General features: G+C 35.3%; 4 protein-coding genes. 1 reads left to right on the top strand and 3 read right to left on the bottom strand.

Annotated features, from left to right (window positions below):
• Positions 1-126 precede the first annotated feature (126 nt).
• Genes JO950_RS21500 through JO950_RS21490 form a run of 3 tightly spaced genes read right to left on the bottom strand, consistent with a single transcriptional unit; the run spans position 127 to position 2,006 of the window.
• The gene (locus tag JO950_RS21500) at positions 127-1,107 is read right to left on the bottom strand and encodes a zinc-dependent alcohol dehydrogenase family protein (protein WP_202704475.1); all 981 of its coding nucleotides are present in this window, start codon (positions 1,105-1,107) and stop codon (positions 127-129) included.
• Between the two features lie 12 nt (positions 1,108-1,119).
• Positions 1,120-1,398, bottom strand: coding sequence for a putative quinol monooxygenase (locus JO950_RS21495; RefSeq protein WP_202704474.1), 279 nt, complete (start codon positions 1,396-1,398; stop codon positions 1,120-1,122).
• A 2-nt stretch (positions 1,399-1,400) separates the two neighbouring features.
• The gene (locus JO950_RS21490; protein ID WP_202704473.1) at positions 1,401-2,006 is read right to left on the bottom strand and encodes an NAD(P)H-dependent oxidoreductase; all 606 of its coding nucleotides are present in this window, start codon (positions 2,004-2,006) and stop codon (positions 1,401-1,403) included.
• A 189-nt stretch (positions 2,007-2,195) separates the two neighbouring features.
• On the opposite strand from JO950_RS21490, the gene JO950_RS21485 reads away from it, so the two are divergent.
• On the top strand, positions 2,196-3,041 hold the full coding sequence (locus JO950_RS21485; protein WP_202704472.1) for an AraC family transcriptional regulator: 846 nt from the start codon (positions 2,196-2,198) through the stop codon (positions 3,039-3,041).
• Positions 3,042-3,558 lie beyond the last annotated feature (517 nt).

Here is a 3,558-nt window from a genome sequence, read left to right as displayed (position 1 = left end):
GAATGAAATAAGAAGAGGGACTTTCAGTCCCTCGTAAAACAAACCTCTGCACTTTCAGTGCAGAGTGGTTTAGTTAATGATTTATCAGAAAATTGATCCTCATTCAAAAAGGATTAAATTTTGAAATTAAACGATATCTACTACAATTTTTCCAACAGAAGAACTATCGCTAACCGCTTTATGCGCTTCCATAGCAGTAGCTAAAGAAAAGCTTCTGGGATCAATAAGAGGCTTTAATTTCCCTTCTTCGATAAATTTTGCAGCTTCTTTTAAAATATCTCCATGATGTTTTCTGCCCTCACCACTAATCATCGGGTGTAAAACAAATACACCATGTAAACTTGCAGATCGAAGCGATCCCGTCGCCAATGCATGTGTTCCAAAAGCATAACAGCTGGCAATCTGGCCGTAATGGCGGATAGCAGCAAAAGAATCATCCAAAGATTGACCTCCAACCGTATCGTAAATAATGTCAAAACCTTTTCCGCCTGTAAATTGCTTTACATAATCTTCAGCTTTTACTGTCTTATAATCAATTGGAGTTGCTCCGTATGATTCAACGATGGCTGCTTTTTGAGGAGAAACAGTCGCATAAACATCAGCACCAAAAATGCGGGCAAGCTGTATCACCATGTGCCCAACACCTCCGGCTCCGGCATGAACCAAAACCTGATCTCCTTTTTTTACTTTTGCTCTGTCAATTAAACCTTCCCAAGCCGTAAGCAGTACCAATGGAACTGCTGCTGCCTCTTTCATAGTCAGGTTTTTTGGTTTTATGGCCAGTAAATCGGCGTCAACAGCAGTGTATTCTGCTAATGTTCCCTGAAGTCCCAAAACACCTCCGGCGAGCCCGTAGACTTCATCACCAACTTTAAAATCGGTAACATTCTTTCCAACTGCTTCAACAACACCGGCAAGATCAGTTCCTAATACCGCTGGCAAAACAGGTGAGGCATAGGGTGAAACCCCAATACGAATTTTGTTATCGATAGGATTAACACCACTTGCATGAATTTTGATTAAAACCTCTCCTTCTTTTGGAGTCGGTTTTTCTATTTCAGTACTTACAAAATCAGATTCGTAAGTAGTCGTTAAAAGTGCTCTCATTGCTAACTTTGATTATAATATTTGTACTGTTTTGTAAACCTGAATGGGCGAGGAGATTAAACCTTCACTTTGTTTAATAAAATCCTGCAGATACTGCTGATTGTTATGAATATCAAGGCCTGGCTGGTCTTTCCATTCTTCCCAAATAATAAAAACATTCTCGCTGTGATGCAGATCATATCGAATGCAAGCCTCTTCTTTTCTGGTCTCAGTAACCAAATGGTTTAACATGTTTTTGATTTGAGCTGTATTTTCCGGTTTACTTTTTAAAATAGCAGTGATTGAAATCATAATCATATAGTTTTAAAGATTTGTTTTAAATGGTTGGTATAGTTTTGTTTAAAGATACCAATATTTTCTTCAGTAGCTCCTTTTTCTACATCATGAAAATGAAAACCATCCAGTTTTTCCATTCCTACAAATTGATTCATTTTATGGAAACCAAACATAACCCCTTCGTCTACCGTAGTTTCTTCGAAAAATTCTCCCGGAAGCGTGAAGGCCGCTGCAGGAGCATTCCAGGTAGTGGTAAGCATGTATTTTCGCCCGTGCAAAAGTCCGCCTGTACCATAATTAAGATCGGGATTTGTTCTTGTTCTGCCGTCATTTTGGTAAATTCCTTTCTCGTGACCTTCACTAAAAACATCATCAATATATTTTTTAAAAAGATTGGGTAGGTGAAACCACCAAATTGGCGTATGGTAAATCACTAAATCAGCCCATACGAATTTTTCGACTTCTTCTTCAAGATCAATTTCGTCCTGAACGTGAGTGGTTCTTACTTCATATTTATTGCTGGTTGTAAAATATTCTATAGTCCAGTCTGTAATGGTTTGATTGAGTTTTCCACCTGAATGCGCAAAGTTTTGCCCGCCGTTGATAATAAAAATTTTCTTCATTTTGTAAATATTCTTGTAAATTTTGTTTGTGTATAAATTATGGTAATAGATTGAAGCATGTTTTTTTTTAACTTCTTAGAAAAGATGCTAAAAAATCACTTGACAAAATTATACCATTTTTAATTGTTTTAAGTGGTATATATTTGTGTTTTTTAGGTATATTTGCAACCGCAATAAATAACAGACAAAATGAAAAAAGAAAATTTATACGAACCGTTTAGTGTTTCTTTTGAGACTTTAGATGTATATCCGGATGTGGGAGATCGTCATAACTTTTTTGAATTGGTTTATGTTTTGAAAGGAACTGGTTTGCAATGCATCAATAAAAATGTTTTTGAATACGATGAGGGACATTTATTTTTGCTGACACCTGAAGACTGTCATAATTTTACCATTGAGACCAAAACAAATTTTTTCTTTTTGAGGTTTAATGATATTTATCTAAAAAACTCTAGTCTGCAGAACGAAAACATTCAGCGTTTAGAATATATTCTGCAAAATGCGAATCATCAGCCGGGCTGTATTTTAAAAAATGTTGCTGATAAATGTCTCGTAAAAGTTATGGTAGAGGCAATCATTCGAGAGTATGAAGATAAAGATGTTTACAATCAGGAATTGATTCAGCAATTGGTAAACACTCTTATTATTGTCGTTGCCCGTAACATTGCGAAGTATCTGCCGGAGCAGGTGAACATAGGCTGCGAAGCTAAAGCGATGGATATCTTGCAGTACATCCAAAACAATATTTATTATCCTGAGAAAATCAAGGCAGAATCGATTAGTGATTTTTTCGGAATTTCAAGTACCTATTTAGGACGTTACTTCAAGAAGCATGCAAATGAAACCATGCAGCAGTATATTAGTAATTATAAAACAAAATTGATTGAACATCGTTTGCAATTCAGTGATAAACGAATCAATGAAATAGCGTATGAATTTGGTTTTACTGATGAAAGCCATTTCAATAAATTCTTTAAGAAACAAAAAGGAAATAGCCCTTCTGAGTTTAGAAAAACTATCAGAATAAGTGCCTAAACACGAATTACACTAATTGTCACTAATTTTTTGCCACAGATTGGAACGATTAAATAGATTTTAATTCGTGTGGATTCGTGAAATTGGTGCTTCAATAGGAATTACACTAGTTTGTGCTAATTTTTTTGCCACAGATTGGAGCGATTAAATAGATTTTTATTTCGTGCTACTTCGTGAAATTGGTGTTTCAATAGGAATTACACTAATTGGTACTAATTTTTTTGCCACAGATTAGATGGATTAGAAAGATTTTACTTCGTGTGAATTCGTGAAATTGGTGCTTCAATAGGAATTACACTAGTTTGTGCTAATTTTTTTGCCACAGATTGGAGCGATTAAATAGATTTTTATTTCGTGCTACTTCGTGAAATTGGTGTTTCAATAGGAATTACACTAATTGGTACTAATTTTTTGCCACAGATTGGAGCGATTAAATAGATTTTTACTTCGTGTGAATTCGTGAAATTGGTGCTTCAATAGGAATTACACTAGTTTGTGCTAATTTTTTTGCCACAGA

The sequence above is a fragment of the Flavobacterium sp. UGB4466 genome (assembly GCF_903469665.1).
In the GTDB taxonomy this organism is placed as follows: domain Bacteria; phylum Bacteroidota; class Bacteroidia; order Flavobacteriales; family Flavobacteriaceae; genus Flavobacterium; species Flavobacterium lipolyticum.
This window is presented reverse-complemented; position numbering and strand designations above follow the sequence as displayed.

Coding starts and splice junctions, on each gene's coding strand:
- JO950_RS21500 (WP_202704475.1), bottom strand. CDS start 1,107: ATGAGAGCACTTTTAACGACTACTTACGAATCTGATTTTGTAAGTACT.
- JO950_RS21495 (WP_202704474.1), bottom strand. CDS start 1,398: ATGATTTCAATCACTGCTATTTTAAAAAGTAAACCGGAAAATACAGCT.
- JO950_RS21490 (WP_202704473.1), bottom strand. CDS start 2,006: ATGAAGAAAATTTTTATTATCAACGGCGGGCAAAACTTTGCGCATTCA.
- JO950_RS21485 (WP_202704472.1), top strand. CDS start 2,196: ATGAAAAAAGAAAATTTATACGAACCGTTTAGTGTTTCTTTTGAGACT.